General features: G+C 58.3%; 6 protein-coding genes. All 6 read left to right on the forward strand.

Annotated elements, in window-relative coordinates; all coding sequences use genetic code 11:
• Positions 1–6: 6 nt before the first annotated feature.
• From EXZ48_RS36055 to EXZ48_RS34395, 6 genes are read left to right on the forward strand one after another with little or no spacing between them, the layout of a single operon-like run.
• On the forward strand, positions 7–168 hold the full coding sequence (locus EXZ48_RS36055) for a hypothetical protein (RefSeq protein WP_371687695.1): 162 nt from the start codon (positions 7–9) through the stop codon (positions 166–168).
• Positions 165–473: a hypothetical protein gene (locus EXZ48_RS34375; protein ID WP_130521533.1), complete on the forward strand. Its 309-nt coding sequence runs from the start codon at positions 165–167 to the stop codon at positions 471–473. The genes EXZ48_RS36055 and EXZ48_RS34375 overlap by 4 nt, the downstream gene beginning before the upstream one ends.
• Before the next feature lie 10 nt (positions 474–483).
• Positions 484–801 (forward strand): hypothetical protein, encoded by a 318-nt coding sequence (locus tag EXZ48_RS34380; protein ID WP_130521535.1) that lies wholly within the window; start codon positions 484–486, stop codon positions 799–801.
• Positions 798–1331 (forward strand): hypothetical protein, encoded by a 534-nt coding sequence (locus EXZ48_RS34385; protein WP_130521537.1) that lies wholly within the window; start codon positions 798–800, stop codon positions 1329–1331. The genes EXZ48_RS34380 and EXZ48_RS34385 overlap by 4 nt, the downstream gene beginning before the upstream one ends.
• Before the next feature lie 2 nt (positions 1332–1333).
• Positions 1334–1543, forward strand: a complete 210-nt coding sequence (locus EXZ48_RS34390) for a hypothetical protein (RefSeq protein ID WP_130521539.1) — start codon at positions 1334–1336, stop codon at positions 1541–1543.
• Positions 1540–2100 carry a hypothetical protein gene (locus EXZ48_RS34395; protein ID WP_130521541.1) on the forward strand — a complete coding sequence of 187 codons (561 nt, stop codon included), beginning with the start codon at positions 1540–1542 and terminating at the stop codon, positions 2098–2100. Before EXZ48_RS34390 ends, EXZ48_RS34395 begins: the two co-directional genes overlap by 4 nt.
• The last annotated feature ends 267 nt before the right edge of the window (positions 2101–2367 follow it).

Raw genomic sequence — 2367 nt, forward strand, 5'->3', positions numbered from 1 at the left:
CGAGACATCGACAACATAATCAAACCGATATCGGACGCGCTGGTTAAGGCCGGCGTGGTTCAGGACGACAGCTTGGCGGAATGCGTCAGCGCCCGATGGGCCGATCATCTCGACGGGAAGGCTGTTGTCGTCATCGTTCAACCATTCGAGCAGGGGCTTGCAGCATGACCAAGGAAGAGCAGTTCGACGTTTTCTGGAAGGCCTACCCCAACAAGAAGGCCAAATCCGACGCGCAGAAGGCCTTTGCCAAGGCGATCAAGAAGGCGACGCTGGAAACGATGCTCGAGGCTATCAAGGCCTACAAGCTTCATAAGCCAGAATGGCAGAGCTTCAGGTACCCTGCAACATGGCTGAATTCTGGATCTTGGGACGACGAATGGGCGCCGAAGACGGCGTTTGGCGGTGCGCCGGCAACGTCCAGAGCCGAGTATATCAAGGCCGAGCTCGCCCGTGCCGAACGTAGCTGGCATTGAGGAGCGCGAGATGACGATGATGATCGAGAAGGTGGCGCGAGCCATTTGCGCGCAACAGGAAATTGACCCAGACGAGCTGACCAGAGAGCGTCCGGAATATGAGCCTTATCCGCAATGGTGGGGCTTCACTCCTACCGCCCGCGCCGCCATCGAGGCGATGAGAGAGCCGACTGAAGAGATGCAGACCGCCGCACTCGCCAAGATAGGTTACGAGGTCGATTGGGTCGCTGGCCTTATGGGAAGCTCTTACAGCGCTGGCGTGCAAGTCTTTGCTGACGCGTACACCGCGATGATCGACGGCGCTCTCTCCGAGGACAAGCCAGAATGAACATCCAGGCAGAGACCGAGATCTACATCACAAAGCGCGGCCTCCCTGCAAAGAGGATTGCATACCAGTGGACAGAGGAGAAAATAGCCCTTGCTGCTCGAATGTGGGCAGAGGGTCTTTCAGGCCCGGCCATTGCCGAGATCATGGGAACATCCAAGGGCAGCATCACCGCCATAGCCAGCAAGTACCGTGACCGGTTTCACAGCCGATTGCCGAAGGGCGCGGCGGCGGATGGGACATATCCGAAAGTCCCCGCAGAATGGCTTGAGAAAGCATCCGATCTCTGGATGAGCGGCAAGAACGCCCACCAGATCGCGCTGATAACTGAGGTCAGCGGCACCACGGTCTATGACCGCATCAAGGCGCGGCCTGACCTATTCCCGGCTCGGGAGGTCGTTGTTGCCCGGTCGGCCCGAACCGAAACGCGCCTCGGCGACGATATCGTCATCCATCACGCCAAGCGCATGCACATCACGGGCGAAATCCACACGATGCCGCGCGTCTCTATCCTCAATAGCAGGGAGGAGTGAGGATGGATACACGCAAAAAGCTCGATCTCTGGTTCTGGTCCAGCGGGACATTCTCGATACTCGATAGCATCTTCGGGAACACCGAGAGATCGGCCGCGATGATGGCAATCGCGTTCGCCGCGCTCTTCACCTCCTACGTCGTCGAGGAGATCGAGAAGCTTGGCGGATCGCGGAAGACGACTGAACGGCGGCAACACGAGGAACGACAATGACGAGACGCGGCACCAAGAAAAAGACCGGAACAATCGATCTGTCGATCATCGGCCACGCCAGAGCCATTCCCGAACTGTGCGAGATCGATAACCCGCTCTACAACAGCGCGCACGACGGCCAGGCGTGGAACCCGAAGAAGACCCTGGGTGTCAGGAATATGCGGGAAAGCGCTCTTGTCGTCCTAGAACAGCGGAAACTCATCGACGAGGCGCAGGCAAAGGCCGGTGAGCGCTTCAGGCGGATTTGGGAGGCCCTTGGTGGCTCGGGCGCGGGGTCGTTCGATTATTCGCGAGAGCCTGTTGATGGTGGTGGGCCGCGCTCAGCGCTGTCGGACAGGCAGCTTCAGGCCGGCATAGACCTTGCGGATTGCCAGCGCGTGCTTGGCATCGGCTATGACGTCATGGTCAAGGTGGCGGGTGAGGGGCGAGCGATATCCGAACTGGCGCAGAGCAAAAACCTGCAGCGTGCCTATGTAGAAATGCTAAAGCAGGGGCTGACGGCACTCGCCATCCACTTTGGATATGAAAATCGCGGGAACGTAAGGAAAATAGCTTGACAGGCTATTTCACTCGGAACCCGAGCATGGTATAGATTTCGTATAGTGGTGATTTGCCACAAGAGTTCAGCGGCTTCGGCCGCTTTTTGATTCCCCGAATGCCGCAAGGACTACATGGCTTATGCGTCCTTGCTCCTCTTGTCGGGGTGACAGTTTGGAATGGCGGCGTGGAAGGACACGCAGGATTTACCCACCTGCACCGACTGGATGAAATAAGCCTTTCGAGCGTGCGGGTAGCCGGTATCAAGCCCGGCCCATTCCAAAGCC

It is taken from the genome of Shinella sp. JR1-6 (genome assembly GCF_004284735.1).
Classification (GTDB): Bacteria; Pseudomonadota; Alphaproteobacteria; order Rhizobiales; family Rhizobiaceae; genus Shinella.